This is a genomic window from Rhodococcus sp. 3258 (genome assembly GCF_031456475.1).
Classification (GTDB): Bacteria; Actinomycetota; Actinomycetes; order Mycobacteriales; family Mycobacteriaceae; genus Rhodococcoides; species Rhodococcoides fascians.
Genome location: NZ_JAVDUT010000002.1, coordinates 522,853 through 548,962 on the forward strand (window position 1 = coordinate 522,853; position 26,110 = coordinate 548,962).

The 26,110-nt window shown below is 64.3% G+C and carries 25 protein-coding genes; 8 read left to right on the forward strand and 17 right to left on the reverse strand.

All coding sequences use genetic code 11. The features are described from left to right. Nucleotides 1-30: 30 nt before the first annotated feature. Genes J2X62_RS09970 through J2X62_RS09980 form a run of 3 tightly spaced genes read right to left on the reverse strand, consistent with a single transcriptional unit; the run spans nucleotide 31 to nucleotide 4,246 of the window. The gene (locus tag J2X62_RS09970) at nucleotides 31-2,028 is read right to left on the reverse strand and encodes a galactan 5-O-arabinofuranosyltransferase (protein ID WP_310180026.1); all 1,998 of its coding nucleotides are present in this window, start codon (nucleotides 2,026-2,028) and stop codon (nucleotides 31-33) included. A gap of 5 nt (nucleotides 2,029-2,033) precedes the next feature. Then, nucleotides 2,034-2,798, reverse strand: coding sequence for a decaprenylphospho-beta-D-erythro-pentofuranosid-2-ulose 2-reductase (locus tag J2X62_RS09975; protein ID WP_310180028.1), 765 nt, complete (start codon nucleotides 2,796-2,798; stop codon nucleotides 2,034-2,036). After that, entirely contained in the window at nucleotides 2,795-4,246 is a 1,452-nt protein-coding gene (locus J2X62_RS09980) for an FAD-binding oxidoreductase (protein ID WP_057473073.1), read from the reverse strand. The genes J2X62_RS09975 and J2X62_RS09980 overlap by 4 nt, the downstream gene beginning before the upstream one ends. Nucleotides 4,247-4,293: 47 nt before the next feature. Between J2X62_RS09980 and J2X62_RS09985 the strand changes: the two genes are divergently transcribed. Both J2X62_RS09985 and J2X62_RS09990 read left to right on the forward strand, forming a co-directional pair. Further along, complete coding sequence (locus J2X62_RS09985; RefSeq protein ID WP_080729430.1) at nucleotides 4,294-4,812, forward strand: GtrA family protein; 519 nt, start codon at nucleotides 4,294-4,296, stop codon at nucleotides 4,810-4,812. Nucleotides 4,813-4,986: 174 nt separating this feature from the next. Then, nucleotides 4,987-6,015 (forward strand): TerC family protein, encoded by a 1,029-nt coding sequence (locus J2X62_RS09990; RefSeq protein WP_310180030.1) that lies wholly within the window; start codon nucleotides 4,987-4,989, stop codon nucleotides 6,013-6,015. A 62-nt stretch (nucleotides 6,016-6,077) separates the two neighbouring features. Here the strand turns inward: J2X62_RS09990 and J2X62_RS09995 are convergent, their stop codons facing one another. Together J2X62_RS09995 and rfbA are read right to left on the reverse strand one after the other, a co-directional pair. Further along, the gene (locus J2X62_RS09995) at nucleotides 6,078-6,659 is read right to left on the reverse strand and encodes a dTDP-4-dehydrorhamnose 3,5-epimerase (RefSeq protein ID WP_310180031.1); all 582 of its coding nucleotides are present in this window, start codon (nucleotides 6,657-6,659) and stop codon (nucleotides 6,078-6,080) included. Continuing rightward, nucleotides 6,656-7,528 (reverse strand): glucose-1-phosphate thymidylyltransferase RfbA, encoded by an 873-nt coding sequence (gene rfbA / locus J2X62_RS10000; RefSeq protein WP_310180033.1) that lies wholly within the window; start codon nucleotides 7,526-7,528, stop codon nucleotides 6,656-6,658. Before rfbA ends, J2X62_RS09995 begins: the two co-directional genes overlap by 4 nt. A 147-nt stretch (nucleotides 7,529-7,675) precedes the next feature. On the opposite strand from rfbA, the gene J2X62_RS10005 reads away from it, so the two are divergent. Beyond that, nucleotides 7,676-8,194, forward strand: coding sequence for a maleylpyruvate isomerase family mycothiol-dependent enzyme (locus J2X62_RS10005; protein ID WP_051364928.1), 519 nt, complete (start codon nucleotides 7,676-7,678; stop codon nucleotides 8,192-8,194). A 15-nt stretch (nucleotides 8,195-8,209) separates the two neighbouring features. Here the strand turns inward: J2X62_RS10005 and J2X62_RS10010 are convergent, their stop codons facing one another. Genes J2X62_RS10010 through J2X62_RS10020 form a run of 3 tightly spaced genes read right to left on the reverse strand, consistent with a single transcriptional unit; the run spans nucleotide 8,210 to nucleotide 10,544 of the window. Beyond that, on the reverse strand, nucleotides 8,210-8,566 hold the full coding sequence (locus J2X62_RS10010; RefSeq protein ID WP_057473994.1) for a hypothetical protein: 357 nt from the start codon (nucleotides 8,564-8,566) through the stop codon (nucleotides 8,210-8,212). Then, nucleotides 8,563-9,771, reverse strand: coding sequence for a hypothetical protein (locus tag J2X62_RS10015; RefSeq protein ID WP_310180038.1), 1,209 nt, complete (start codon nucleotides 9,769-9,771; stop codon nucleotides 8,563-8,565). Before J2X62_RS10015 ends, J2X62_RS10010 begins: the two co-directional genes overlap by 4 nt. Then, a complete protein-coding gene (locus J2X62_RS10020; RefSeq protein WP_310180040.1) occupies nucleotides 9,768-10,544 on the reverse strand; it encodes a hypothetical protein in 777 nt (258 codons plus the stop codon). The genes J2X62_RS10015 and J2X62_RS10020 overlap by 4 nt, the downstream gene beginning before the upstream one ends. Before the next feature lie 90 nt (nucleotides 10,545-10,634). Between J2X62_RS10020 and rfbB the strand changes: the two genes are divergently transcribed. Continuing rightward, nucleotides 10,635-11,639, forward strand: coding sequence for a dTDP-glucose 4,6-dehydratase (gene rfbB / locus J2X62_RS10025; protein WP_032407817.1), 1,005 nt, complete (start codon nucleotides 10,635-10,637; stop codon nucleotides 11,637-11,639). 12 nt (nucleotides 11,640-11,651) lie between these two features. Here rfbB and J2X62_RS10030 read toward each other — a convergent pair whose 3' ends face one another. The 5 genes from J2X62_RS10030 to J2X62_RS10050 are packed head-to-tail and all read right to left on the reverse strand — an operon-like array spanning nucleotide 11,652 to nucleotide 17,176. Next, on the reverse strand, nucleotides 11,652-12,488 hold the full coding sequence (locus J2X62_RS10030; RefSeq protein WP_032374163.1) for a glycosyltransferase family A protein: 837 nt from the start codon (nucleotides 12,486-12,488) through the stop codon (nucleotides 11,652-11,654). Then, nucleotides 12,485-12,952, reverse strand: coding sequence for a GtrA family protein (locus J2X62_RS10035; RefSeq protein WP_032374162.1), 468 nt, complete (start codon nucleotides 12,950-12,952; stop codon nucleotides 12,485-12,487). Before J2X62_RS10035 ends, J2X62_RS10030 begins: the two co-directional genes overlap by 4 nt. Continuing rightward, nucleotides 12,949-13,890, reverse strand: a complete 942-nt coding sequence (locus tag J2X62_RS10040) for an NAD(P)-dependent oxidoreductase (RefSeq protein ID WP_032392948.1) — start codon at nucleotides 13,888-13,890, stop codon at nucleotides 12,949-12,951. Before J2X62_RS10040 ends, J2X62_RS10035 begins: the two co-directional genes overlap by 4 nt. After that, nucleotides 13,887-14,882 (reverse strand): glycosyltransferase, encoded by a 996-nt coding sequence (locus J2X62_RS10045; protein ID WP_032367283.1) that lies wholly within the window; start codon nucleotides 14,880-14,882, stop codon nucleotides 13,887-13,889. The genes J2X62_RS10040 and J2X62_RS10045 overlap by 4 nt, the downstream gene beginning before the upstream one ends. A gap of 41 nt (nucleotides 14,883-14,923) precedes the next feature. Next, nucleotides 14,924-17,176: a hypothetical protein gene (locus J2X62_RS10050; protein WP_084819034.1), complete on the reverse strand. Its 2,253-nt coding sequence runs from the start codon at nucleotides 17,174-17,176 to the stop codon at nucleotides 14,924-14,926. Nucleotides 17,177-17,339: 163 nt separating this feature from the next. Between J2X62_RS10050 and J2X62_RS10055 the strand changes: the two genes are divergently transcribed. The 4 genes from J2X62_RS10055 to J2X62_RS10070 all read left to right on the forward strand — a co-directional run bounded on the left by J2X62_RS10055 (nucleotide 17,340) and on the right by J2X62_RS10070 (nucleotide 22,587). Next, nucleotides 17,340-19,127, forward strand: coding sequence for an amidohydrolase family protein (locus tag J2X62_RS10055; protein ID WP_032407818.1), 1,788 nt, complete (start codon nucleotides 17,340-17,342; stop codon nucleotides 19,125-19,127). Further along, a complete protein-coding gene (locus J2X62_RS10060) occupies nucleotides 19,128-19,730 on the forward strand; it encodes a TetR/AcrR family transcriptional regulator (RefSeq protein WP_167325925.1) in 603 nt (200 codons plus the stop codon). It begins immediately after the preceding gene. Beyond that, nucleotides 19,727-20,560: an alpha/beta fold hydrolase gene (locus J2X62_RS10065; protein ID WP_310180052.1), complete on the forward strand. Its 834-nt coding sequence runs from the start codon at nucleotides 19,727-19,729 to the stop codon at nucleotides 20,558-20,560. Before J2X62_RS10060 ends, J2X62_RS10065 begins: the two co-directional genes overlap by 4 nt. A gap of 137 nt (nucleotides 20,561-20,697) precedes the next feature. Next, a complete protein-coding gene (locus J2X62_RS10070; RefSeq protein ID WP_310180054.1) occupies nucleotides 20,698-22,587 on the forward strand; it encodes a glycosyltransferase in 1,890 nt (629 codons plus the stop codon). Here J2X62_RS10070 and J2X62_RS10075 read toward each other — a convergent pair whose 3' ends face one another. The 4 genes from J2X62_RS10075 to J2X62_RS10090 are packed head-to-tail and all read right to left on the reverse strand — an operon-like array spanning nucleotide 22,588 to nucleotide 26,051. Further along, nucleotides 22,588-23,451, reverse strand: coding sequence for a TylF/MycF/NovP-related O-methyltransferase (locus J2X62_RS10075; protein WP_032366779.1), 864 nt, complete (start codon nucleotides 23,449-23,451; stop codon nucleotides 22,588-22,590). It abuts the gene before it with no gap. 39 nt (nucleotides 23,452-23,490) lie between these two features. Beyond that, nucleotides 23,491-24,405 carry a glycosyltransferase family 2 protein gene (locus tag J2X62_RS10080; RefSeq protein ID WP_310180057.1) on the reverse strand — a complete coding sequence of 305 codons (915 nt, stop codon included), beginning with the start codon at nucleotides 24,403-24,405 and terminating at the stop codon, nucleotides 23,491-23,493. Beyond that, complete coding sequence (locus J2X62_RS10085) at nucleotides 24,386-25,198, reverse strand: ABC transporter ATP-binding protein (RefSeq protein ID WP_186439974.1); 813 nt, start codon at nucleotides 25,196-25,198, stop codon at nucleotides 24,386-24,388. Before J2X62_RS10085 ends, J2X62_RS10080 begins: the two co-directional genes overlap by 20 nt. 16 nt (nucleotides 25,199-25,214) lie before the next feature. Beyond that, entirely contained in the window at nucleotides 25,215-26,051 is an 837-nt protein-coding gene (locus J2X62_RS10090; RefSeq protein ID WP_167328462.1) for an ABC transporter permease, read from the reverse strand. Between the last annotated feature and the right edge of the window lie 59 nt (nucleotides 26,052-26,110).

Below are 26,110 nucleotides of genomic sequence, written 5' to 3' on the forward strand. Positions count from 1 at the left end.
GCCGCGGTCTCGATCCGGCGCGCGCAGCGATTATGCAGTGCGTACGACCAGTGCGAAGGGCCCGATATCGGTCACCGTGAAGCGTGGATCCTCGAACAGCGACTCGGGGAAGGTGACGGTGTAGCGCCGCACATTCGGATCGTTCGGGTAGACGTCCTCCGCCAGTCTCAAGGTGTAGCCGTCGGCACCGCGGCGGAACAGGAAGGCATCGGGGGCGCGCCACTGGCTGGTGTCGAGCGCCTCGATCATCTGGTCGGGAGTCTCGAGCTCGGTCCACCGCTCGATGGCGTCGGCCCGCTGATCGAACTGCGCCAGTGGATTGGCGTAATGCGACGTCAGTCCTTGGAATCCGAAGTACGGGTAGTAGCTCAGGAACGAGGTGTCCGCAGTGAGCAAGACGGTTTCATCGCGCGGTCGACCGGTCTGTTCGGTCAGGGCGTCGTCGACCTCGCGGTAGTACGAGACGGCGCTCGGCGGACGCATATCGGCACGGTTGCCGTCACCGTCGGTGTCGGAGTACGCGACGGTGATCTCGCTCTGCAGTACCTGGGGGATGTTCTGCGCGAAGGCCATTGCGCCGATGGCCGCGACGACGACGGCAGCGATGCGGAACTTCGGTGGCTCGTTGATGGCCTGGTAGATCGCGTGGCTGCCTTCGAGGAATCCGAAAACGCCTGCGCTGCCGAGCAATACGATGAGAACCGCTTCGAGTCGGAACGAGAGCAGTGTGGTGCCCGCAGCCGTGGCCGCCATGGACAGCAACGTCCACAGGTAGACCGCGACGACGCCGACTCCGAGTGCCTGTGCTCGACGCGACGACGAGAAACGTACTGCGACCCATACCGTTCCGAAGAGGCACAGAATGCCCATCATCGAGAACTCGAACATCGGGAACGGAAGCGTTGCACCGGCCTCGGGCAGGTAGTGCAGTGCGGTGCCCGATGTGGACGGTGCGCCGCGGAGGAAGTCGACGAGATACGGCAGCCATACCGTCGCCGCTATGAGGCCCGAGATGACGGCGATCGCAGCCACTTTGAGTGCAATGGGAATCAAAGCCCGCCAGGTCTTGCGCTCGCGACAGGCGAGAACGGCGGCGAACAAGGCCATCAGCACGACGGTGAACGCGGCCAGACCCAGGTACAGGGTGTAGAACGTCGCGGCCAGACCGAGGAACAGGCCGGTACCGATTACCGCTCCCCAGCCGCCTGCTGCGCGTCCCCCCGTGGGGATGAATGTCCCATTCTTGCCGTCTGACCGACTGGATGTCGCATTCATCCCGACAGGGGTGGCCGCTCCAGCCCCGTTGGAGACAGGAGTGACGGGGCGATGCAACGCGCCCCAGGCCAGGAGCAATGCCGGGGCGAACAGCAGCACGATGACGGCGCTGTAGGCCTCGGGCGAGGCGTAGGCGACAACCAATGCAGTCGTGACAGCGCTGACGGCGACAGCCCAGTCACTGCGGATCAAGGCCTTCCACAGTACGAAAGCGACCACCGACGTGACAGCAAGCAGTCCGATTGCGTACGGCTTGAACACTTCCCAGCCGTCCATACCCAGCAGGTTGCCGACCCGTCCACCGAGCCAGAACCAACCGGCGGGGTAGAACGGTGGGATATCGGCATACGTCATGTCGCGCAACGACGCCGAATCCGTCAGCCGCGTCAGGTATTCGGTCCGAAACTCCTGGTCGACGGAGATGCCGAACAGGTACAGCTTGGTTGCCGCCAACGGCATTCCGAGGGTCACGGTAACGAAACCGGACAGCCCGACCCACGCCGAGAGTCGAGCGATCCACGGCCACTTGCGGATTCGGTACAGGTAGATCGACGACGCGAACAATGCCGCGGCTACCACCTGGCCCAGAGTTGTCAGAGCGCGAGTGACGTTGGACGAGTTGAACGCCGGCCACTGAACCAGCGAGAAGGCGTACAGCCCGACCGTCGCCACCACGACTGCGACGAGCGCACCGAGAACGATCTCCCCGACGGCAGAGGCGGTTCTGCGAGCCGGTGCAACCCCGTCAGTCATCGAGATCAGATGGGCAGCTTGCGGAAGATCGGCCGCGGCACGTGTCGCAGCACCATCATCACCAGACGCCACGGTGCGGGAGTCCAGATGAGCGGGGTGCCCTTGCGCGAAGCGTTCACCGCGAGCTTCGCGATGACCTCCTTGTCGACGGTCATCGGCGCTTCCTTGACGTGGGCGCTGAACTTTGTGCGCACCATGCCCGGACGAACGACCGTGACCCGAGGACCGAACTCGCGCAACGCTTCTCCGAGTCCGAGGTAGAAACCGTCGAGACCAGCCTTGGTGGAGCCGTAGACGAAGTTCGAGCGACGGACCCGCTCGCCTGCCACCGAGGACATGACGATGATGCGGCCGTACGCCTGCGCCTTCATCTTCTCGCCCAGCAGAACGCCGACCGACACGGATGCGGTGTAGTTGATGTTCGCGGCCAGGACGGCCTTGCGCTGGTCCTGCCAGAGCTGCTCGGCATCGAAGTCGACGGCGAAGGCAACGATGGCGACGTCGACGTCACCCTTGGCCCAGGCCGCGTCGATGACCTTCGGATGCGACGCGGTGTCGAGTGCGTCGAAGTCGATGACTTCCACGGACTTCGCGCCCTTGGCGGTGAGCTGTGCAACGGCACTCTCACGCAGCGGATCGTTGGGCAGCGCAGCGAGAACGACGCGTGCCGGAGACTTCGACAGGTACTCCTCGGTGATCGCGAGACCGATCTCGCTGGTGCCACCCAGAACGAGAATCGTCTGTGGGTTACCTACGGCGTCTATCGTCACAGCAGCTCCAGCCTTCTAGCCATATCGGAGGCGAAAACGCCTGTGGGGTCTACAGATCGACGAACCTTGATCCATTCGTCGATCCGCGGGTACATCGAGTGGAACGTCTCGGCGTCGGTGCGCGAATCCTTCGCGGTGTACAGACGACCGCCGAACTCGAGCACACGCTTGTCGAGTTCGCGGACCATCTCGTTCAGGCCCGCCTTGATGGGGAAGTCCATCGCGACATTCCAGCCGGCCATCGGAAAGCTCAGTGGAGCTTTGTTTCCCGGGCCGAACAGCTTGAACACGTTCAGTGCCGAGTACTGGCCGGAGCGTTGAATGAACCGGATGATGTCCTTGAACTCCTCGAGCGCCTCTGTCGGAACAAGGAACTGGTACTGCAGGAAACCCTTGGGCCCGTAGCCTCTGTTCCACTCACCGACGAGGTCGAGGGGGTGGTAGAACTGCGTCAGGTTCTGCACCTTGCCGGTGTAGTTTCCGCCCATGCGGTAGTACGCCTCGCCGATCATGCTCATCGACAGTTTGTTCAAGCCGCTGATCGGAAAGATGTCCGGCACAGTCAAGAGCTGGGGTGCGTCGAACTTCAGTGGATCCTTCTGCAGTTTCGCGGGAAGTTCGTCGAACTTGGCCAGCGATCCGCGAGTAATCGTTGCGCGCCCAAGCTTGGGTGGTGCGCTCATCACGTCGAACCACGCACTCGAGTACGTGTAGTTGTCCTCGGTGCCGTCCTGGTGAGCCGCGACGGTCTCGTCGAGGCTCTCGGTGCGGATGCCGTCGTTGATGAAATAAGCCGTTTCGGTCGGCGTCATCTCGATCGTCGCACGCAGGATGATGCCGGTCAGGCCGTTGCCGCCGACCGTCGCCCAGAAGAGCTTGGCGTTCTTGCCCGTCGGCGTCAGGTGACGGATCTGGCCATCGGCGGTGAGCAGTTCCATCGAGCGGACGTGGTTGCCGAAGCTACCCGCGCTGTGGTGGTTCTTGCCGTGGATGTCGCAGCCGATGGCACCACCGATGGTGACCTGACGGGTACCCGGAAGCACCGGTACCCACAGGCCGAACGGCAGCGCAGCGCGCATCAGCTGATCGAGACTCACGCCGCCGTCCAGATCGACGATCCGCGTCGCGGTGTCGATGCTGTAAATGCGGTTGAGCGCCGTCATGTCGATGACGAGCCCACCGGAGTTCTGGGCGTTGTCGCCATAAGACCGGCCGAGGCCGCGTGGAATGACGCCGCGTCGGAGGTAAGTCGGCTTGGAGTCGTTCTGCTCGGCGACCTGCTTGACCGCGTTCGCGATGAGCTCGGGGTCGGAGGTAGCGAGCACCTCTCCGGTCGAGCGCGCGGTGCGTCCGAATCCGGAGATCGTGCGGGTCTGCGTGGGTAGCGGCGCAGTGTTCCCGGCCTGTGGTTCCAGGGGGAAGAGTGCGTCGTCGGCTGTCGTGGACATCGCTCAAGAGGGTACCCGCATTGCGATAGCAGCTAATGTCAGTCCTCGTGTCCACCCCTGATCGCTCCATCGAAGACGGCTCCGGGAACGACGACTGGTCGCCCGAGGACGACGAGCTGCAGCATCACGTCCCGCTGCCCGTCGAGCTGCCACTGACCGAGAACATCGCCGACGCGGCCCTCGATCTCAAGACGCAGGTAGTGCGGTTTTTGGCGACGGGTGTGCTGTCGGCAATCGTCGACCAGGGCGTCAATCTGATCCTGCATTTCGTGTTCGGCGTCGGGGTGACGCTGGCCAAGGCAATCGGCTTCGTGCTCGGCACCACCACGGCGTACCTGATCAACCGCCGGTGGACGTTCAACGCGGCACCGTCGCGTGCCCGGTTCCTCGCCGTCGTCGCACTGTACGGGGTCACCTTCGCCGTCCAAGTCGGCATCTACACCTGGCTCTACCAGGTTCTTCCCGACGGCTTCTGGTACGCCAACGTGGCGTTCGTCGTCGCGCAGGGAACGGCGACGGTCATCAACTTCCTCGTTCAGCGGTTCGTGATCTTCAAAATTCGGTAACTGTTGTGGGGCGCTAAGTTTCCTTGATCCTGGGCCGAAGTCCTGGTTCAGTATGGCCTCAGGAGGGGAGTATCCCCCAGCAGCTTCGTCGTCACCACGGCCCGGCAATCCGGGCCCGGCGAGCGGCCCACGTCGGGCGGGAGAGACCTCCAGTTCACAGAACTGGAGGTTGTCATGTCCGTTCCAATTTGGGCTTGGGTGGCAGTACTCGGCTTCATCGTCGCCATGCTTGCGGTCGATTTGTTCGCCCATCGGCGAGCACACGTCATCGGAGTGCGCGAAGCGGCTGTCTGGTCCGGTATCTGGGTCGCTTTCGGCGTTGGATTCGGTGCACTGATCTGGGCCACCGCCGGTGCCGAGTTCGGCCAGCAGTACTTCGCCGGCTACCTGATCGAGAAGTCGCTGGCGGTCGACAACGTGTTCGTGTGGGCCATCATCTTCACGTACTTCGCGGTGCCCAGAGAGTTGCAACACCGCGTCCTGTTCTTCGGCGTACTCGGTGCTCTGGTCTTTCGTGGCATCTTCATCGCCGGGGGATCTGCCCTCATCGCCAGCTTCAGCGCGGTGCTCTACCTCTTCGCTGCCTTCTTGATCTTCACCGGATACCGCATGGTGCGTCAGCGCAACGAGCATCTCGATCCCGAACAGTCTCGTACGCTGCGGTTGTTCCGTCGCTACGTTCCCATGACCGACGCGTTCTACGGGCAGAAGTTCGTGGTGCGCATCGGGGGCGTTGCGCTGGCCACTCCGCTATTGGCGGTGCTGGTCCTCGTCGAAGTCACCGACATCGTCTTCGCTGTCGATTCCATCCCGGCGATCTTCGCCGTCACCGACATCCCCTTCCTGGTGTTCACCGCCAACGCATTCGCCATTCTCGGACTGCGGGCGATGTACTTTCTGCTCGCGGACCTGATGCACCGATTCGTGTACCTGAAGGTGGGACTGGCGTTGGTCCTGATCTGGGTCGGCATCAAGATGGCACTCAAGGTCGACGTGTTCTACATCCCCACCGCCGTCTCGCTCGGTGTCATCTCGTCGATTCTCGCGGTCTCCGTGATACTCAGTTTGCGAGCCACCCGAGGGCAGGATGCGCACCCGCAGGTCGACCGGCCGGTGTCGCCGTTCCGGACGGCAACAGATGCTGAACTTGTTGCGGCTCAACCCTTGTGGAGCACGCGCGGTCGACAGAGCGACCGTCTGTAGCCTTCGCATCGGGTGTTGGGGCGACGCGGCACGGCCGCGGTGTCGCCCCCACAACGACTTACTCAGAAGGTGGGCAGGTTTCCTGCTTCGAGGGCTTCGGTGAGGGTGGGGGCGGCTTTGTCTTTGGCGGAGAGCTCGTAGGTCAGAGGCGATCCGTCGCGGCCGGTGGTGGGCCAGTCGATGCCCAGGGCGGGGTCGAGGGGGTTGATGTCGCGGTCCAGTGCCGGGGTGTATTCGAGGCCGCACAGGTACATGACGGTGGAGTTGTCTTCCAACGACAAGATGGCGTGCCCGAGGCCTTCGGAGAGGAACACTGCTCGCCGGTCGATGTCGTCGATCAACACGCTGTCCCATTGCCCGAACGTCGGGGAGCCCACGCGCAGGTCGACGATGACGTCGAGGAACGCTCCGCGGGCGCAGGTGACGTATTTCGCTTGCCCGGGTGGGTTGGTGGTGAAGTGGATCCCGCGCAGCACTCCGGCGGCGGAGACCGAGCAGTTCGCCTGCTTCAGATCCAACGCTCGCCCGGTGGTTTTCTCGAACAGGCTCGCTTTGAACCATTCGAAGAACACGCCGCGGTCGTCACCGAACTGGCGTGGGGTGTATTCGTAGGCACCGGATATTTTCAGTTCACGAAAGGTCATCGGTTTCCTCGGTCGATCAGGTCGAGCAGGTAGCGGCCGTAGCCGGATTTGACGAGTGTCTCGGCGCGGGCGCGCAGTTCGTCGTCGGTGATGAATCCTCGTCGCCAGGCGACTTCTTCGGGGGATCCGATCTTGAGTCCTTGGCGTTGTTCGATGGTGCGCACGTAGTTGGAGGCGTCGAGGAGGGAGTCGAAGGTGCCGGTGTCGAGCCAGGCGGTGCCGCGGGGGAGGACTTCGACCTGGAGGCGGCCGGCGTCGAGGTAGTGGCGGTTGACGTCGGTGATCTCGTATTCGCCGCGGGCGGAGGGGGCGAGGTCGCGGGCGATGGCGATGACGTCGTTGTCGTAGAAGTACAGGCCGGGGACGGCGTAGTTCGATTTCGGGGCGGTGGGTTTTTCTTCCAACGACACGGCTTTTCGGTTGTCGTCGAATTCGATGACGCCGTAGGCGGTGGGGTCGGAGACCTCGTAGGCGAAGACGGCTCCGCCGTCGATGGTGTCGAAGCGTGAGAGTTGGGTGCCCAGGCCGGGGCCGTAGAAGATGTTGTCGCCGAGCACCAGGGCGGCGGAGTCGGTGCCGATGTGATCGGCTCCGAGGACGAAGGCTTGGGCGAGGCCGTTGGGTTCGTGTTGGACCTGGTAGGTCAAGGAGATGCCGAATTGGGAGCCGTCGCCGAGTAGTCGTGCGAACTGGTCGGCGTCCTGGGGTGTGGTGATGATGAGGATCTCGCGGATGCCGGCGAGGATCAGGGTCGAGAGGGGGTAGTAGATCATCGGTTTGTCGTAGACCGGGACCAGCTGTTTGCTCACTCCCATCGTGATCGGATGAAGCCGTGAGCCCGTGCCGCCCGCCAGAATGATTCCCCGCATGAGCCCGAAGTCTTCCAGACCCTCCGATCGCCCGCTCGGTCGTGCACCTTCGTTTCCGGCGCGCGAGGTGGCAACTGCCCATAGACTCCGGCCAGCCCTGCCCCGTTCCGACGGAACCGCCCGTCGACCGAACAAAGGACAAGCCACGTGACGACGAGTAGCCAGATCGCCACCGGTGCCACTCAGATCACCGAATTGATGGCCGGAATGACCGACGCCGAACGCGCGTCGGCCACGCCCTGCACGGAGTGGACAGTCGCTGACCTGACGGACCACCTGGTGCACACCGCGGCCAACCTGGTGACGATGGCGCGAGGTGGGGAGATCGACTGGTCGGCCGCACCCGAGCCCTCCTCGGATCCGGTTCCGCTGTGGACCGCCCGGACCCGCGAACTGCTGACCGAGCTCGACGCAGGTTCACCGCTGCCGGCCGGCATGGTCGCTGCTGAACTTTCGGTGCACGCGTGGGACCTTGCGACCGCGCTCGGGCGCGGTACCGACGACTTCGACCAGACCGTGGCGGAGGAGGGGATGGTGTTCATGTCGGCCAATATGACCGATGAGCGCAGGGGTGGTGCCTTCGATCCCGAGCAGCCTGCACCCGACGGAGCAAACGCGTACGAGCGCATCGCGGCTTTTGCCGGGCGCACTGTTCGACGGTCCTGACACGTTCAGCGGCACTCACTCCCACGGGATTCGATAGGGCTGAGACAGGGCGTCGGTCGTCGATGTCGGCCATTCCGACGGCCACACGATCAGCGGATCGGCTGTGAGCTCGTCCACCTCCGGAGGCAGCGGATTCGCGTCCACCTGGATTCGTTCCCAACAGCATTCACCCGACGCGACGCGGCGTGCGTAGTGGATCAGGTCGGCCGACGCTCGCGGTGAGGACGCCACGCGGGCCAGTAGTTCCGTTGTGACGGTCCGGGTTTTCAGGTCTGCGTTCGAGGCGCGTGTACGCGTGGCTTCGAGCTCTCCGCAGGATGCCATCAGTCGGTCGTAGGCAGCGCGGGCGTGCGGAGGCAGGGACTCGATCATGCGTCCCGCCATGGTTCGTCGCCGGTGCCGACGGAGAAGTCCTCGTCCGGTGTGTCGAGTACCGGTCGGATATCCGCGGTCTTGCCCGCTTCGACGGCTTGCGTGCCGTAGTCGAGGAGGTCGTTCAGCGGTCGCAGTGTGTCGTCGATCTTCTGGCCCACCTGGCCTTCGGGGTCGCCGAGCGCGTCGAGGAACCCGCCGAAGTCGTCGACCACCTGCTCGATCTTCACAATGAGATCCTTGGTCAGATCCATTGCCGTCAAGCATATTTCGATGATGCTCTCCACCTGCCATGCAGTGCCGACCACCGGCACTTTCTTGAGCACGACCTTCAACGCACCGCGGGCGTTGTCGAGGGCCACTTCGGACTCGAGCAATTCGACGATCTTGCGGACCACTGCCAGCGCTGCGCCACGAAGTTGCTCGGCGATGGCTGTACAGATTGCGGCGATCGTTCGGCCGGCATGCCCTTCCCATCGCATTGCGGCGAGTTGTCGGTCGGCATAGTCGGTGAATGCCTGTGCGGCTGCACCGTTCCAGTGACCGTCGACGCGGCGTACTCCTGCAGCCAACGACTCGGCTGCGGCTTCCATGGCGTCGCCCGCAATCTGGTACGCCTGACCGATTCGACGGATTTCGTTCCAGTTGCCGGTGACAGGAATGGTCGCTTCGCGTAGCGGACTCCACCCGGAGAGTTCGAAGATCGTTCGGTCGATCTCGCCGAGCCACTCGGAGGCATCGGCGAGCACGTCGCGGATGTCGCCGATGGCGGGATTGGTTGGAGAATAATCGATTCCGTGAGGATGACCGTAGTCAGCGGCACCGTCGAATTCGTCTACATGCCCGGCCGCGGCGTGATCCGAACTCCCGCGGTCGCTGCCGGGTAGCGGTGGCACAGATGTGTGGGCGTTGAGCAGGTCGTAATTCTTTCGATCTTGATCGGCATACAACCAGGCAGCTTTGTTCAGCTCGGCCCCCATCTCGCCGCAGTTGGCCGACAGGTGAACGTGTCGGGTGCGGGTCATCTCTTGGAAGCGCGCGATATACGGACGCAGCTTCTTCAGAATCTCTCCGACCACGTTCTCGCCGAGGCCCGCGTTGTCGAGCAAGTAGTGGTGACTGGCCAGGGTATCGACACCGATGCGATCGAGAAGATTACCGAGACCGGCGATTTCGGATGTTTTCGCCGAGAGCTGTTCGGTCATTCCGTCGAGCTCTTCCGTAGTGAGGAGATGAGGCCTTCGACGTCTTCGTCGGTCAGTGCGTTCTCGACATCACGGTCGGCAAGCACGACGAAGACCGCGACCTCTGCGGTGGCGAAACCGGTAGTCGTGACTACATCGAATGTCGCGCGGGGAGGAGGGCAGTACGGCGAATCCGGTATGTCTTCCACCAGGGCTGTGTAGTGGACAGCCGGAGCTCCGTCGATCTGCAGATACTTGGGGTCCCCGATCCGAACGGTGGGTTCCAGAGACCCATCTTCGTTGGTGAAGATCATCGACGCTTTCTGCACCTCTCGATAGGCGAGGACAGTCAAGTCACCGGCACGACGACCGGTCATTCCGCTGATTGCCGAAGACTCGAACTCACCGCCTTCGCAATCGAATCGTCCGTGGAGACCCATTGCGCCGTATGTTGCGGTCGATCCGTCCTCGCCGACCCACTCCGAGAATCCGTCGTTCCAATTCTCCCAGTCAGCCGGAATGTCGTAAGTCCAGCCGAATTTGGTGGCGATGGGCTGCGGCTGCCCGTCGGGTACCTCGATTCGCGGTGGCGGGCGTTCCATCGACGGAAAACCCGGCGGCAATGGTGGCGGCACGGTCGTCGAGCCCGTGGGTTTCGGTGACACCGGTGGCAGAGTCCGTACACCCTCGTACGGTTCCGGCACTTGCGGAGCCAGCTGCGGAATTGCCCACATGAGCCCGAACAGCAGCGTTGTCAGTGCCGCGAGACGGACAAGAATTTTTCCCAGACCCATTGACGTACTCCCCCCGAAGTCGAACAGAAGCTAGCACGCGCGCCCGACAAGAACGGCCCACACGAGCATCCCCCGGTAAAGTGCCTGTTCATGAGAATTCTCGTCACGGGTGGGGCCGGGTTCATCGGCGCGAACTTCGTACATCAGACCCTCGCGCAGCGCCCCGACTCCCAGGTCACCGTGCTCGACAAGCTCACCTACGCCGGCAACAAGGCCTCTCTGGACCCCGTCGCCGATCGCATCGACTTCGTGCACGGCGACATCGCCGACGCCGATCTCGTCGACCGCCTCGTCCGCGAGACCGATCTCGTCGTCCACTTCGCCGCCGAATCCCACAACGACAACTCGTTGACCGACCCGTGGCCGTTCGTGCACACCAACGTCATCGGCACCACCACGTTGCTCAATGCGGTCCGCGAGCACGACGTCCGCTACCACCACATCTCCACCGACGAGGTCTACGGCGACCTCGAACTCGACGACCCGGCGAGATTCACCGAATCGACCCCGTACAACCCGTCGAGCCCGTATTCCTCGACCAAAGCCTCGAGCGACCTGCTGGTGCGCGCCTGGACCCGCTCGTTCGGGGTCCGCTCCACCATCTCCAACTGCTCCAACAACTACGGCCCGTATCAGCACGTGGAGAAGTTCATCCCGCGTCAGATCACCAACATCCTCAGCGGCTCACGCCCCAAGCTCTACGGTGCCGGGCAGAACGTGCGCGACTGGATCCACGTCGACGACCACAACAGTGCCGTCTGGGCCATCATCGACGGTGGCCGCATCGGCGAGACCTACCTCATCGGAGCCGACGGCGAAGCCAACAACCGCACCGTCCTCGAAGCGATCCTCGAAGAAACCGGCAACGCACCCGACGCATTCGATTTCGTCACCGACCGCCCCGGCCACGATCTGCGCTACGCCATCGACTCGACCAAACTCCGCACCGAATTGGGTTGGACACCAACCTATGTCGACTTCCGAGCAGGGTTGAAGGCGACCGTCGACTGGTACCGCGATAACGAGCAGTGGTGGCGACCGCAGAAGGACGCCACCGAGGCCGTCTATGCGACGAAGGAATCCGTACTGCCCTGAAAATCCGAAACGCTAGCTGCTGCGCGACATCCTATGTCGCAGCAGCAGGTACACGGCTCGCCGCATGAACGAGGTCATGAGTGCCTTGGCGTTGCCGATGCGAACGTCACTGTCGGACAACAACGTCGGGTCGCTCGCCTGGAGGGAGCGGTGGAAGTCGGCGGCCTGACGGGCCTGCTGGGTGGCGAGCTCGACGCTCCACTGTCCCGAGTTGATGCGAAACGACGCCAGCGGCTGGGGAATGGCAACGATGTCGCCGCGCAGCGCTACGGCGATGAAGGTGGCCTGGTCGATCAGGTACGGATGACTGTTGTCCCACAGTCCGACTGCGCGCAGTTCCGAGAGCTTCATCATGACGCCGCCGGGTTCACCGAAGATGTTGGCTCCGGCCCGAACTGCTGTTCTCGCGGCCACTCGACCCGACGTCTTTCCCTGTAGTCCGCCGAGTCCGCGCGCGGCGATGACGGTTTTGCTGTTGGCGTCGATCAACGTGCGTTGCGCGGCGACGAGTACCGCGGTCGGATGGGCGTCGAAAGCCTGAACCTGGGCGGCGAGCGCGGTGCGGTGGATGGTGTCGTCACCGCACACGAGTTTGATCAGCTCGCCCGATGCTTCCTCGGTGACGCGATTCCAGTTGGCCTGTGCCCCGCCGCCCGCGGGTGTGGTGAGGAGTCGAATGCGTGGATCGTCGTACTTCTGGGCAACGGCCAGGGTGCCGTCGGTCGACGAGTGGTCGGCAATGACCAGCTCGAAGTCCGTGAACGTCTGGGCGAGAATCGAATCGATGGTCTCGGCCAGGTATTCGGCGTTGTTGTACGCCGGGACGACGACGGATACTCGGGGTGTCATGGTGTGGGGTCCTGGCTCTTTCTGCGAAACGAGAAGTCGCGGTAGCCGAAGAAGCTGACGACTGCCATCACTGCTGTGACGACCAATTGGGAAGGGATGGGCGGGAAGTGGAACACCGAGACGGCGAGGGTCATCAGTGAGATGTTGGCGAGGAACGCTCCGAAGTTGACCACGAAGAACCGGAGCAGATCTCTGAAGAAGTGCCCGCGAACGCGAAACACGAGGTAGCGATACATCGCGAATGCGCACAGTACGTTGCAGAGATACCCGAGCACGATGGCGGCGTGGTAGCCGTATCGCTCGCCGATCAGCAACTGCCACACGATGAACCATGCGGTGCCCAGTGCGGTGTTGACGCCGCCGACGAGCAGAAATGCGATCTTCTGATTCTTGACGATGCGCATCAGTGGTCCCGGTGCACCGTTCATGCCGGCCGGAGGCGCGGGAGTCTGCGGTTCGGTCATCGGCCCACCGCCAGTGCCTGACGCGTCGCGAACAGGGTCGAGGCGATACCCGCAGGCAGTGTGCGGTGGGTGCGTCGATCGATCTGCGGCCAGACGGTCGACCGCAGTCGTAGGTCGCGTCCTTGGAACGCCGCGAGGGGAGAGGCGGCAAGCACTACGTTGGGGCGTCGACGAAAGACCGTTCGGCAGGCGCCGAGAATGGAACCGATGGTGACGGCCTCACCCGAGGCGAAGATCTTGACGGTCGGCGCGATACGTCGTTCGGCGGAGACGGCGAGGGCGTCGGCCACCATTTCGGCGGCGTCGCTGACGTAGAGGTAATCGCGCAGGGTGTCCATGGGGACGTAGATCGACACCGGTGAGGCCATCAGGTATCCGCGGCACAGGTGCGAGATCAACCCCTGAGGTTTCGCGAGATTCTGTCCCGGGCCGTAGAGGTTGGCGAACCGGCCGACGACAACGTTCACCCCGGTGCGGATGCCGAATTCGGTCGCGACCGACTCGGACTGCAGTTTCGCGAAACCGTAGTCACCCAACGGGATCGGCGGTGTTTCTTCGTCGTGGGGGGCTCCCGGTGCGCCGGCGTAGACGCCTCCGGCAGACGACGCGAGAAACACCGTTCCGGTGTCCGCGCGGTCCGCAGCGACGGACTCGACCCGGGCCAGTACGGTCCGGATCAGATCGTTCTCTTCGGCGAATTGTGCTGCGCTGGTGCCGTTCACGCCGGCTCCGGCGGCCCAGACGACGTTCCACGCGCCGGTCCGGAAGGAGTCGAAGAAGGCCGAACAGCGTTGTAGCAGAGTTTCTTCGGCCAGTGATCGGTCGGACCACGGGATTGCACTGGTGTGCACGTGATGTCCGCGTCGTCGAGCTTCCCGCGTCACCGATGCGCCGAGCAGTCCGCCGCTGCCGACGACCCAGGTGTGCGTCGCGTTCACGCCGGCGGTGCGGGATCGGTCGATGGTTCGGTGCGTCCGAGCGGCCCGTTTCCAGGGTCGGTCACGATCAGGTAGGGCGGCTTGCCCATGGCGGTCTTGACGTTGACGCCGACGTACTCGGCCACCACTCCGAGTGAGAACAGGGTGGCTCCGAAGCCGAACAGCAGGATCACCATCGTCGATGCCCAGCCTCGCACTTCGGCACCGGAATCGAAGACGAAGTACGACACCAGCACGTAGGCGACGAGAACGAGGCCCAGTAGCGCGAAGGCGATGCCGATGAAGGACACCAGTCGCAGACCTTTGGTGCCGCTGGAGAGCACCATGCGCCAGAAGTGCGACAGAAGCGTCCGCAGTCGGTATCCCGATCGACGGTCCACTTCTTCTCGCAGGGCCACCGGGCTCGTCGTGACGTCGCCTGCAATCCACCCGAGTGCGATGTCGAGGTATGCCTCGGAGCCGGCGTAGGCGGCAACGGATCGACCGACTTCGCCGAGGACCAGGCGGTAGCTCTGGTAGTCGACGGTGTTGTCTCCGGCCAGAGCCTTGGCGATGAGCCACTTCGCTCCGCGTGATGCGGCGTTGCGCCAGAGTCCGTGCGGTGCGACGTTCGTCGGCTTGGCGTAGACGACGGTGGATTGCCGGTCGAGGGCGGTATCGAGCATGCCGCCGATCGCGGCCGGGTCATGCTGGCCGTCCTCGTCCATCGTGACGATCCACTCGCCGCCGCTCGATGCCATGCCGGCGAGGGTGGCGGGGTGTTGGCCGAAGTTACGACTGAGCCACACGCCACGAACGAACGTATGCGCCTCGGTCAGCTGCCGGATCACGGCTGCGGAGTTGTCGGGTCCGTGGTCGAACACGAGGAGAACTTCTTCGACGATCATCGGCCGCCCGAGGGGCGTGTGGGTGACCTGCGTCAACGGGATGATCTCGTCCATCAGCGCGCTGAGCGTCCGTTCGCCCTGGTAGACCGGAACCACGATGGAGATGCGGTGCGGAGCAGCAGCGTCGGACGTCACGAGGTCTGACCCTATCTGCTGGACGTCGTACTGCCGAACTCCGGCGCGGAGGGGCGTCGACGTCGTCGAACATCGAGTACGACCAGGCCGATCAGCACCATCACCCCACCGGCCATGGCAGCGAGTCCGAGTCGTTCACCGGGCGGCCGGAAGGTGAGTTCCAGGTCCGCTGCGTCGGTGCCGGGCGGCAGGTCGACGTACAGGAAGATATCGGCCAGGCCCTTCGTCTGCAGCGGCTCACCGTTCAGAGTGGCGGTGTAGCCGGGCCAGGCCAACCGCGAGAAGACGACGCTGCCACCGGCGGGCGCGGAGACGGTGACGTGCTCGGAGTCCGCGTCGGACGAGATCGGGTCGGCGGAGGCGTTCACCGTCGCTACGACGCGTCCCGACGCGGCAGGAATCAATCCATCGACGCGTTCGAGGACGTAGACCTGCCGAGCGGAGTCGGGGGTGGGCGCGGTGACCCACTGCCAGCCTGCGGGCGCGGCCTCCCTCTCGGCCAGCGGATACTGCAGTTTCTGCAGTACGACGCGGTCGAGCTGCATCAGATCGGCATAGGTCTTGCCGGTGTACGGCTCGATCTCGAAGAGCCGGTCGAAGGCGTCGGTGCAGGTCGAACCCTCGTGCTCGAAGCACAGCAGGTTTGCGAAATCGAGGTAGCCGACGGGGGTGTAGGCGTTGACGTAGTCCAGGCCCATCACCTTGGCGGAGTTGCCGTAGACCTGCGAGTGCCACGGCAGTTGCGGGTCGTCGGGCCCGTCGGCTTCGGTCTCGGTCAGCGCACGACTGCCGAGCTGCAGCGTCGAGCCCTGCCACTGCGGGAACTGCGCCTTGGCCTCGGACTGCGAGGTGGGGAGCCACCATTTGGCGAACGGCGGTTGGTATCCGGCCACCTGGTACATCGCGATCGGCGCGATCGTGACCAGGATGAGCGCGGCGGTGGCCCGGGTGGAGAAGCGGTGGGCGAGCAGCAGGGCGAGTGCGCCGACCAGCAGGATCGCGAGCGCAGCAACGATGTGGCGGCCGAAGAACTCCGGACCCGACGAGCCGGCACGCAGCAGCAACACCAGCGTCAGCAGGCCGGCGGCGAGCAATCGGGGCCGCAGCTTGTCCAGAGTTCCGTATCGGCTGATCAGGGTGACGACGAGGATCAACGCGACGATGGCGACGAAGGGGAGGATGCGCGCGGGCCAGCGGATGGGGCCGATGTCGCTGGGGCCCGCGGTGAAGACCAGCGCGAACGCCAACAGAATCAGTGGTGCGGCCAGCTCACGCAAGGCCGCGGGCACCCGACGCCACGCGATGAACGCGAGCGCAGGGACGAGGAACCAGGCGATGTAGGTGACCGGGGCTTCGGTGGTCTCGCCTGCCCACGATTCGATGCTGGTCACGGCCGTCGGGATGCTGGCGGTCAACGATTCCGACCACGGTGCCGTCAGGAAGTTGTCGTTGAACGTTCCCTCGTCACCGCTGCGCCAGGTGACCGCGGAGGTCAGTACTCCCGGCAGGAAGGTGACGGCCCCGCAGGCTGCCGCGGCGATGCCGACGCTGCACACCTTCAGCGCCGGAGGCCACAGGCGCTGGAACAACCGTTCGCCGATCGCGACCGAGCCGATCATGACGCCGGCCATGACCGCGGCGTGGACGTATCCCACGCTGATGGCCAGGTAGAGGAACACGAACGGCACGACGGGACCGCTGTGGCCGCGGGCGTACTTCACCGAGCTCGCCCACGCGTTGGTGATGTACGCGGTGCCGATGAGGGCCGTCACCCACGAGGTGTTCTCGAAGAAGAGGGTGAAGCCGACGAACGGTGCGCTTGCGCCTGCGACGGCGGCCCAGTTGGCGCGTGCCCCGTAGACGAGCGCGACGCGGTACACACCCCAGGCCAGCAGGATCGAGAAGCCGAGTTTGACGACCGTCGCGAGCAGGACCAGGTTGTCGATCGAGGGCGAGACGTAGTTGATCGCCATCTGCACCGGGTTCCACAGTCCGCCCTGGCCTTCGACGGGATAGTTGCCCGCCATCCACTGATCGAGCACGAGGGACGGGAAGTGACCGTCGCGCATGATGCGCCCGAGTTGAAGCCAGTTGGGGATGGCACCGGATTCGGTGTCGTCGATGTAGAAGAAGCGAGGGTCGACGCTGAGCACCAAGAGATAGCCCAACACGACGACGGCAGCAATTGCCGCTCCCCAAACGAGGCGCTCTCGTCTGCTGTCGGGCAGGGAGCTGCTCGCGATCTGGGTATCCGTGGTGGGCAAGGGTCAACTCCGTGAGTTCGGGCAAAGACACCCGACTGTAGCTGTCGTCTTGCTCCCGAGCCGAAACGCCGACGCATGCACCACGCAGATGTCCGCAGGAAAGCGGCTATTGCGAGTGACCACTCTCTAAGTTATGGTTTCGTCATTCTATGACGGAGGTCACATGAACCCGAACATTCCTTTCGATGTCGTCATCGCCGGCGGAACCGTGTACGACGGATCCGGCGGCCCGGGAGTTCGGGCGGATGTGGGCATCGTCGACGGCGTCGTGCGGGCCGTGTCGTCCACTCCTCTCGAGCCGAGCGCGACGACCGAGGTGGTCGACGCCACCGGCAAGTGGGTCACGCCGGGCTTCGTGGACGTACACACCCATTACGACGCAGAGGTGTTGGTCGGGCCGGGTCTCGAAGAATCCGTCCGGCACGGGGTCACGACTGTTCTCCTGGGCAACTGTTCGTTGTCGACGCTCTATTCCACTCCGGTCGACATTGCGGACCTGTTCAGTCGGGTCGAGGCGCTGCCGCGCGATCATGTGCTCAAGGCAGTCGATGCGCACAAAAATTGGAACAGTCCCGACGAGTACATCGCAGCCCTCGAGCGCCTGCCTCTCGGGCCCAATATTGCTGCATTGGTGGGTCATTCGGATCTACGGGCGCATGTCATGGGGCTCGACCGCTCGACCGACCGAAGTCAGAAGCCCACCCGCGAAGAATGGCGTGCCATGTCCGACGCGCTCGAGAAGGCGCTCGATGCCGGGCTGCTCGGAATGTCGACCATGACGAACCCGTGGGACAAGTTGGACGGCGATCGATACCGGTCTCGTTCGTTGCCGTCCTCTTATGCGCGGTGGAGCGAATTCCGTTCTCTGCACAAGATTCTGCGTCGACGCGGTCGGCTGTTGCAGAGCATTCCGAACCTGAACACCAAGTACGACATGTTGTTCTTCCTCGCCTCGGCCACCGGGGTCGGCCGCACTCCGCTCAAGATCTCGCTGCTGGCGGCGGCCGATGCCAAGGCGTCGCCGTGGATCCATCGCGTCTTCGGCCCGCTCGCCCGGATGGTCAACGGCCCGGGCAAGGGGCAGTTCCGCTGGCAGCACCTCCCCACTACGTTCGACGTGTATTCCGACGGCATCGATCTCGTGGTGTTCGAGGAGTTCGGCTCCGGCCGCGCCGCGCTGCATCTGCGAGAAGAGTTGGGACGCAACGAGTTGCTGTCCGACGAGGCCTACCGACGCTGGTTCCGTGCCGACTTCGAGAAGAAGTTCAGCTCGCGCGTCTGGCATCGCGACTTCGCCGACGCCGAGATCACCGAGTGCCCCGACGCGTCGGTCGTCGGAAAGAACATCGCGGAGGTCGCGGCCGAGCGCGGTGTGCACGTGGTGGACGCATTCCTCGATCTGGTGGTCGAGCACGGCCGAAAGTTGCGCTGGCACACGACGGTTGCCAATCATCGCAAGCGGCAGATGGACAAGCTGATCAATCAGCCCGGGGTGACCGTGGGGTTCTCCGATGCCGGCGCTCATCTGCGCAACATGGCGTTCTACAACTTCGGCATTCGGTTGCTGCACCGCGTGCACGACGCGCGAAACGATCGCCGGCCGTTCATGACCGTGGAGAAGGCCGTGCACAAGCTCAGCGGCGAACTGGCCGACTTCTACGGTGTCGACGCCGGTCACCTGCGGGTGGGGGACCGTGCCGATATCGTCGTGATCGACCCGGAGGGCCTGAACGAGGATGTCCTGGCCTATCGCGAGGAGACCATGCCGGAATTCGGTGGCCTGAGCCGCATGGTCAATCGCAACGACCGAGCAGTCACCGCCACTCTGGTCGCGGGCCGAGTCGTGTTCTCCGGCGGCACCTTTGCGCCCTGGTTCGGTGTGTCGGAGCGGGCCGGTAGCTTCCTGCGGGCAGGCACTCCCACCGCCCCGCGACGCCGGGAGCGTGTGTGAGTGGCGAGTCAACACCAGCGTCGAACCGAGACCATCGGAAAACTGCTCGACGCGACTATTTCGTCGTTGTGCGAGAAGGGCTACGCCGCAACCAGTGTCAGTGAAATCGTCAGCCGGGCCGGGGTGTCGTCCGGGGCCATGTTTCGACATTTCGACACCAGGCTCGACCTGATCGTCGCCGCAGCCGACGAGGTTCGTCGACGTCAGTTCGAGGAGTTTCGCCGCGGCCTGTCCGGTTTCGGTAGCGCATCCATCGAGCACTGTCTCGAACTGCTCAGAGCAGCGTGCCGCGCCCCGATCAACGGGGCCTGGTACGAGCTGTTGACCGCCGCCCGCAGCGACAACGAGCTGCGAGAGAGACTGCAGCCCTTCACCGTTCGATATCACGAGCAGATCGCCGAACTTGCTCGTGCGCTTCCCGTTGCCGGCGTGATCGATCCGCAGCATCTGGAAACGGTGGTCTTCAGCGTCGTCCACCTGCTCGACGGCGAGGCGTTGGCAGCCGTGGTCCATCCGCAGCCCGAGCAGGAAGCCATGCGGCTGAGGATGATTGCTCACCTGCTGCGCGGTGGCGCACTGCACGCCCTGACCGACGCGGGATGACTCACTGGACGGTACGCATCGCCGGTGCCGAGCTTCCCGTCTTCGAATACGGGGACCCGGCGGCTGAGTCCACAGTGCTGCTGGTGCACGGCTATCCCGACAACCAGCACGTGTTCGATCCGCTGATCACCGCGCTGGGTGACACGGTCCGGGTGATCGCCTACGACACACGAGGCAGCGGAGCGTCCGTGCTGGAGCCCGCGGCAGACGTCGCCATCGAGCGGCTGGCGCAGGACGCCTTCGCGGTGGTCGAGTCGATTCCGGGCCTCACCGGCAAGGTGCACGTCTTCGCCCACGACTGGGGGTCGGTCCAGATGTGGGAGGCGATGGCCTCGCCTCGGGCGAGCACCGCATTCGCGTCGTACACGTCGGTGTCCGGGCCGAGTCTGGATCATCTGCGGCAGGTGGCACGGGCGCGGTCGGTCCGGCCGCATCGATGGCCGTCGCTGGTGGGGCAGTTGGCCAGGTCCTGGTACGTCTTCGGGTTTCACGTGCCCGTCCTGCGAACGCGAATACCGGCTCTGCTGGCCCGACTGCAGGCCGAGGGCGAGCCGACCCCGACGGCGGCCGACCAGCAGCGCGGCATCGCGCTGTACCGGGCCAACGTGCTGCGGCGGGTGTTCCGTGGACCCGATCCGCGCTGCGTCGTCCCGACCACCGTGGTGGTCCCGACACACGACCCGATGCTGTCGACGAACCTCACCGAGGGTCTCGATCGGTGGATCCCCGACCTGCGCGTCGTTCACGTCGAGGCGGGCCACTGGTGGCCGTACACGCACCCGGCCGACGCCGCTCGCGTGCTGATGGAGAGGGTGCGGGAAGGGGAGTAGGTGGCGGGCAGTGCGGCGAGCGTCGGACGGATCGGCCGTGGGCTGTGCAACCATGGTCAGTGGTCTTCTTCTCGGTACGGCCACACCTGTGATCGCTCGAACTGTCACTACTCGAACTGGATGGGGTATTTCTCGGTATGGACGGCACTGCTCTCGATCGTCTCGGTTCCTCGGACGTGCCGGCTGCCGCCGGCGGTGACGATACGGCCGAACTGACAGTTCAGAGGCTTCTGTTCGACGGCCCGTCGCCCCTGGTCAGCGCAGACATGTACAGCGAGGTCAGGAAGGGCAACGCCGAGCGCACCCGCACCGGCGTCCGGATCGCCAAGCGCAGCGTCGTACATACCAACAGCTACTTCGGACGGTTCCCGGCCAGCTACTGGCAGCGGTGGACGACGGTCACCGAGGTGGTGTTCCGGGCGACCGTCGCCGGTGCCGGCCGGATCGATCTGGTGGCCACGGACTACAAGGGTCACGAGCGCACGATGGCCAGCACAACGGTCGATTCCGCGAACGCGTCGACTCAGTTGGCCGTTCCCGTCGCCACCACGCAGTTCCTCGACGGCGGCGCGCTGTACGTCCGCTTCACCACGACGTCGAGCGAGTTGTCCGTGCAGGACGCGGAATGGACCGTCGCCGCACCGGAGAAGCTGCGTCCCACCTCGGTGGTGATCTGCACGTTCAATCGCGCCGACGACTGCGCCAACACCGTCGCTGCCATGGCCGACGATCCCATCGCGTTGCTCGGCGTGGACAACGTCTACGTCGTCGATCAGGGCACCGATCAGGTGCAGACGCGCGAGAAGTTCCAGCGCGTCGCGGCCGAACTGGGCGACAAGCTCGTCTACATCACGCAGCCCAACCTCGGCGGCGCGGGCGGATTCACTCGCGGGCTCTACGAGGTGCAGGGCAAGGGCGGCGATCCGGCCAACGTGATCTTCATGGACGACGACGTGCTGTGCGAGCCCGAGGCGATCGTGCGCATGAACTCGTTCGCCAACATGACCGTCGAGCCGGCGATCATCGGCGCCCAGATGCTGTACCTGCTGCACCCCGACCGCGTGCACGTCGGTGCCGAGGTGGCCAACCTGCAGAAGCTCGAGGCCGGAGTCCACGTCAAGAACGCAGTATCGGACAAGAGCGCATTCAAGCGCAAGCGTCAGCAGGACGTCCGCGTCGACGCCGGATACAACGGCTGGTGGTCGTGCCTCATCCCGTCGGAGATCGTCGGGCAGGTCGGCTACCCGTTGCCGCTGTTCTTCCAGTGGGACGACATCGAGTACGGATACCGTTCGCGCGCAAACGGATTCGCCACCGTGACGCTGCCGGGCGCAGCGGTGTGGCACGCCGACTTCGCGTGGAAGGACTGGGACGAGTGGCACCGCTACTTCAACCTGCGCAACGGCATGATCACCGCCGCCCTGCACATCGAACTCGACGGTAAGACGCTCGCCAAGCAGCTGTTCACCGACCTGCTTCGCTACCTGGTGTCGATGCAGTACGGCATGGCGTACACGCTGATCAAGTCCGTCGAGGACTTCCTGGCCGGTCCGGAACATCTGCTCGACGGCGGCATGGACGCGGCCGGTTCCATCCGGCGTGAGCGCGCGGCGTACGGAGAAACCAAGCGACACAACTCCAACGACGTTCCGGGGGTGCGTCCGGCCGATATGTTCATCACCCCGGCCGGCCCGCACCCGAAGAAGAGCATGGAGTTCGCCGTGCTCGCCAAGCGCGTCCTCAACCAGTGGCGCGGCACGGTCGATCCGGGCCCCGTTTCCATCTCCGCCGACGACGCGCACTGGTGGCACGTCTCGCTGTTCTCCCACGCGATCGTCACCGACCGCTCGCAAGAGGGCGTCCGAGTTCGCAAGCGCAACAAGGCACATGCCGTCGAGCTGCTCAAGCGCGGTGTGTCGGCACTCAAGCGTCTGCGCACCGAGACACCCGCAGTGGCGGCGTCGTACCGCGCCGCCGTCCCACAGCTGACGAGCCGCGAGAACTGGGCTCGTCTCTACGGGCAGTAGCTAGTTCGACCGGACCTTGGGTGCCGTGCGAATCCGTACGACGACCTGTTCGTTGTCGGCGGTGTACCCGAGGTAGTCGAATTCGGTGCCGGTGCGTGCGACGAATTCCGTCCACGCCCGGTACTCGTGGTTGCGCCAGCCGGGGAAGTTGAAGTACTCGTCGAACACGATGACGGTGCCCACTGCGAGTCGATCGGCCACGAGGTCCAGCACGGTGACCGTCGACGAGTACAGGTCGGCGTCGAGGTGCAGGAAGGCCAACTTCTCGTGGTGGCCCTTCAGGAATCCCGGCAGCGAATCCTCGAACAGCCCCGGGACGATCTGTGCGCCGGGCACTTCGGGGATGGTGTCCTGCTCGAACAGTCCCTTCGGGAAGCCCGTACGCCAGGTTTCGGGTAGGCCGGAGAACACGTCGAATCCGGCGACGACGGTGATGTCCTTACGCGACGCCAATTCCTCGGCGATGATCTCGAGCGTCGTCCCGCTGGCCACTCCGAACTCGAGCGCCATGCCGCGGATGGAGACCTCGCCGAGGGCGAATCGCAGCGTGGCGTGCGGCCGTAGGAAGGTCGGTGCCTCCGGCATCATCTCTTCGGCGAACTCTGCGCTCTGAGCGGCGGCCTCGACATCGGAGGCGTACGGAATGTCGCGACGCATCCGCATCTCGAGACCGCGAATGAAGGCGTGCAGATCGTCGATCTCGCGCCGTTGGCGTTCGAGGACGTCGAGCAATTTCGCTTGCTGATCGCTGGTCTGCTCGGCCAGCTGCGCGGTCTGCTGCGCCAGAACCTCACCTATTGCTCGTTGAAGTTTTTCTCGAGCCGACGACTTGATGCGATCCGCGAGCTTCCGAGGTTCCGTCATGGGCACACGGTAGCCGGTGAGGGCGCGTTCGCAAACACGTCAGGGCTTACGAAAGTGCTCTCGACGGCCGAGTCCGCGCAACCGGAACCACTCGGCCAGACCGCGAGGATTCCTGGTGGTGATCAGGAAGAACCAGGTGAAGCGAATCCACTCCTGCGGCAACAGCTTTCGCATACCAGGCTGCGACATCAGGTAACCGCGGTTGCGGTAGGTGAAGTACCGCTTGGTCGCATCCTCCGGGTACTGCGTGTGCATCCGGCCACCGAGGATCGGCTTGAACTCCTCGGCCCCGTTGGGGTGGACGTACGCGGTGGTGAGGCACGTTCCGAACTTCAGGCCCGAGCGCTGCAATCGGCGGTGTACTTCCACCTCGTCGCCGCGCACGAACAGTCGCAGATCCGGCACGCCGACCGCATCGATCGTCGACGCTTTGAACAAGGCACCGTTGAACAACGATGCGATGCCTTCGAGCAGATCGTCGTCGGGATTCTCCGGGTCGATCAACTCCGAGCGAAGACGACGCCACTCGACGCCGCGTCGTAGCGGGAACGCCAGACGATCCGGATCCTCGATGTCACAGACGACGGGGGAGACCTCGTCCAGTCCGTGCGCGAGCGCGCAGTCGTAGAGGGTTTCGAGGACCTTCGGGCCCTCGGGTCGGCCGTCGTCGTCGGCGAGAAACACCCAGTCCGCGCCGAGCGAGAGCGCATACAGAATGCCGAGCGCGAATCCGCCTGCGCCACCCAGATTGTGCTGAGAGCCGAGGTACGTCGTCGGCAGGGCCGTCGACTCCACCAACTCATGGACGTCCGGCTCGTTCGCATTGTCGACGACGACCAGATGATCGAGCGGACGCGTCTGGGCACCGATCACGTCCAACGACAGAGCCAACAACTCACGCCGCTTGTGCGTGACGATGACCCCGATGATCCGGTCAGGCACCGGCTTGCCCATCAGGTCCGTCTTCCCGCTCGATCTCTTTCAGGATCTGCGCGACGTGGTCTCCGGCGTCGTCGCCGTCGTATGCCCGCACCACGTCCTCGATGCCGCCCTGCTGCCGAATCTGGCCGTGATCGATCCACATCGCGGTATCGCACAACTGAGCCAGGAATTCGTTGGAGTGGCTGGCGAACACCAGGATTCCCGAGCGCTTCACCAATTGCTGCAGTCGGTGCCGGGCCTTCTTCATGAACTCCGCGTCGACGGCACCGATGCCCTCGTCGAGCAGCAGGATCTCCGGGTCGATGCTGGTGACGACGCCCATCGCGACGCGCACCCGCATACCTGTGGAGTAGGTGCGCAGCGGCATGTCGAGGTAGTCGCCGAGTTCGGTGAAGTCGGCGATCTCGTCCATCTTCGCGAGCATCTGCTTGCGCGTCTGGCCGAGGAACAGACCGCGGATGATGATGTTCTCGTAACCGGAGATCTCCGGGTCCATACCGACGCCCAGATCGAACACCGGCGCGACGCGGCCGCGGATGGTGGCGCTGCCACGCGTCGGCTCGTAGATGCCCGAGAGCAGCCGCAGCAGCGTCGACTTGCCGGCACCGTTGTGTCCCACCAGGCCGACGCGATCGCCGTCCTTCAGGTTCATCGTGATGTTCTTGAGAGCTTCGACGACGACGACGTCGGAGGAGTTGCGGTCGATGGCACCGCCCGCCTTACCGAGGAATGCCTTCTTCAAGGACCGCGTCTTGGCGTCGAAGATCGGGAAGTCGACGCATGCGTCATGGGTACTGATGCTGATGGACAACTGCTGACCCCTAAACCCAGTAGGGCACGCGGGCCCGGTACTTCTTGAGAGCGACGATGGCCAGCGCCCACCCGACCACGGTGAACCCGAGCACGATGTACCAGTGGTACGCCTGCTGGTCCTCGCCGATCAGAGGGGCCCGGATGATGTCCAGGTAGTGGAAGAGCGGGTTGATCTCGACGAGCTTGGCGCGATTCGCGGCCTCGCCGCCCATCTGCTGTAGGCCCGAGGTTGTCCACACGATCGGCGTCATGAAGAACATCAGTGTGACGAAGCTGCCGAGGATCGGCGCGATGTCGCGGTAGCGGGTGGCGATGATGCCGAAGAGGATCGACACCCACACCGCGTTGAGCAGAATCAGGACCAGCGCCGGGATCGCGAAGATCACCGTCCAGTGCAGTCCGCCGGGCGGCCAGAAGATCGCGATGATGATCACGTAGATCAGCAGGTTGTGGCCGAGGAGCAGCAGCTGGCGCCACACCAACCGATAGACGTGCACGCTCAGCGCACTGGGCAGCTGCTTGATCAGGCCCTCGTTGGCGACGAAGACGTCTCCGCCCTCGAGGATTGCGGCGCTGATCAGGCCCCACACGATCAGCCCGACGGTCACGTGCGGCAGGAACTCGCGCAGATCGATGTTCAGGAGCACCGAATACAGCAGGCCCATGGCGATGGCCTGCACGCCGGTGGCAATGGTGATCCAGAACGGGCCGATCACCGACCGTCGATAGCGCTGCTTGATGTCCTGCCAGCCGAGATGCAGCCACAGCTCACGCTGGTTGAAACCGGTCCGCAGATCGCCGAACGCGCGCCGATAAGTCTGTGAGTCCGAAACCGGAGCAGGCATCTGTTCTCCTGCCTCGCTCTCGGGATCCTTCGCTGGTGCCGACACGACGGTCGACACTA

Bases quoted from the DNA above. Each gene is read 5' to 3' on its own strand.
- J2X62_RS10015 (WP_310180038.1), bottom strand. From the start codon at position 9,771: ATGACCGAACAGCTCTCGGCGAAAACATCCGAAATCGCCGGTCTCGGT.
- rfbA (WP_310180033.1), bottom strand. From the start codon at position 7,528: ATGCGGGGAATCATTCTGGCGGGCGGCACGGGCTCACGGCTTCATCCG.
- J2X62_RS10055 (WP_032407818.1), top strand. From the start codon at position 17,340: ATGAACCCGAACATTCCTTTCGATGTCGTCATCGCCGGCGGAACCGTG.
- J2X62_RS10070 (WP_310180054.1), top strand. From the start codon at position 20,698: ATGGACGGCACTGCTCTCGATCGTCTCGGTTCCTCGGACGTGCCGGCT.
- J2X62_RS09970 (WP_310180026.1), bottom strand. From the start codon at position 2,028: ATGACTGACGGGGTTGCACCGGCTCGCAGAACCGCCTCTGCCGTCGGG.
- J2X62_RS10010 (WP_057473994.1), bottom strand. From the start codon at position 8,566: ATGATCGAGTCCCTGCCTCCGCACGCCCGCGCTGCCTACGACCGACTG.
- J2X62_RS10030 (WP_032374163.1), bottom strand. From the start codon at position 12,488: ATGACACCCCGAGTATCCGTCGTCGTCCCGGCGTACAACAACGCCGAA.
- J2X62_RS09990 (WP_310180030.1), top strand. From the start codon at position 4,987: ATGTCCGTTCCAATTTGGGCTTGGGTGGCAGTACTCGGCTTCATCGTC.
- J2X62_RS10075 (WP_032366779.1), bottom strand. From the start codon at position 23,451: ATGACGGAACCTCGGAAGCTCGCGGATCGCATCAAGTCGTCGGCTCGA.
- J2X62_RS10020 (WP_310180040.1), bottom strand. From the start codon at position 10,544: ATGGGTCTGGGAAAAATTCTTGTCCGTCTCGCGGCACTGACAACGCTG.
- J2X62_RS10080 (WP_310180057.1), bottom strand. From the start codon at position 24,405: ATGGGCAAGCCGGTGCCTGACCGGATCATCGGGGTCATCGTCACGCAC.
- J2X62_RS10065 (WP_310180052.1), top strand. From the start codon at position 19,727: ATGACTCACTGGACGGTACGCATCGCCGGTGCCGAGCTTCCCGTCTTC.
- J2X62_RS10035 (WP_032374162.1), bottom strand. From the start codon at position 12,952: ATGACCGAACCGCAGACTCCCGCGCCTCCGGCCGGCATGAACGGTGCA.
- rfbB (WP_032407817.1), top strand. From the start codon at position 10,635: ATGAGAATTCTCGTCACGGGTGGGGCCGGGTTCATCGGCGCGAACTTC.
- J2X62_RS09980 (WP_057473073.1), bottom strand. From the start codon at position 4,246: ATGTCCACGACAGCCGACGACGCACTCTTCCCCCTGGAACCACAGGCC.
- J2X62_RS10090 (WP_167328462.1), bottom strand. From the start codon at position 26,051: ATGCCTGCTCCGGTTTCGGACTCACAGACTTATCGGCGCGCGTTCGGC.
- J2X62_RS09995 (WP_310180031.1), bottom strand. From the start codon at position 6,659: ATGACCTTTCGTGAACTGAAAATATCCGGTGCCTACGAATACACCCCA.